This window comes from Komagataeibacter kakiaceti JCM 25156 (genome assembly GCF_000613305.1).
Map to the genome: position 1 here is coordinate 1 of NZ_BAIO01000811.1, position 727 is coordinate 727.

General features: G+C 65.5%; 1 pseudogene. It reads right to left on the minus strand.

Annotated elements, in window-relative coordinates:
- A pseudogene (locus JCM25156_RS26410) lies at nt 1-322 on the minus strand (ABC transporter permease); the annotation flags it as partial.
- Between the last annotated feature and the right edge of the window lie 405 nt (nt 323-727).

Sequence of the window (727 nt, forward strand, 5' to 3'; positions counted from 1 at the left end):
CGGGCGTGGGCGGGTTTTCGGGCAGCAGGTCGAGCAGCTTGTGCGCGGATTCGGGCAGGGTGTCGATGCGCAGGTCAAGATGGGCCTCACGCGCGCTGCGCTTGAGTTCCCACAGGAAGCTGATCAGCGATGTATCCCATTTGCCCAGTTGCCCGGTGCTGAATTCCACCGGCGCGCCATGCGGAATGTCCTTGAGGGCGGAATCAGGAAAGTCGGGAATACGTCCTTCCTGCGCAATCCAGTTGCCTGACAGCGTGACAAGGGTCCGGTTCGCCTCGGGCTGTAGCTGCCATTGCGGCGCACCATTGACGGACGTATTCACCAGCCTCTCCAACCTCTGTGCCGCGACCCTGCCCGCCCGGTGGCGCGGGCGCCCTGCACATGATGCACCCCGCCCCTGTCATCCGCCTGCATCGGGCCTGCGAATGGGTGGGCAGTTCACGGTAGTCCATTTTCCATACCAGATGACCCGTCCGGCACAAGCCCCGCCACCGGGGAGGCTCCGCGATGGCAGCGCATGGCTTTGGGCGGCGGCGTTCATGACGGCAGGCGGAATGGCCTACCGGGCGTGCAGGATATCCACCGCCGGATCGTCCACCCGCCCGCCCCGCGTGGCGGTGGCGATGTCCGTCATGATCCGGTGGGCCACGAACTGCCGGTAATGCAGCGGATCCCAGAAATTATCGCGGTTTTCCGTCAGGACGGGCGGGCGGTTGAAGTCGAGCGC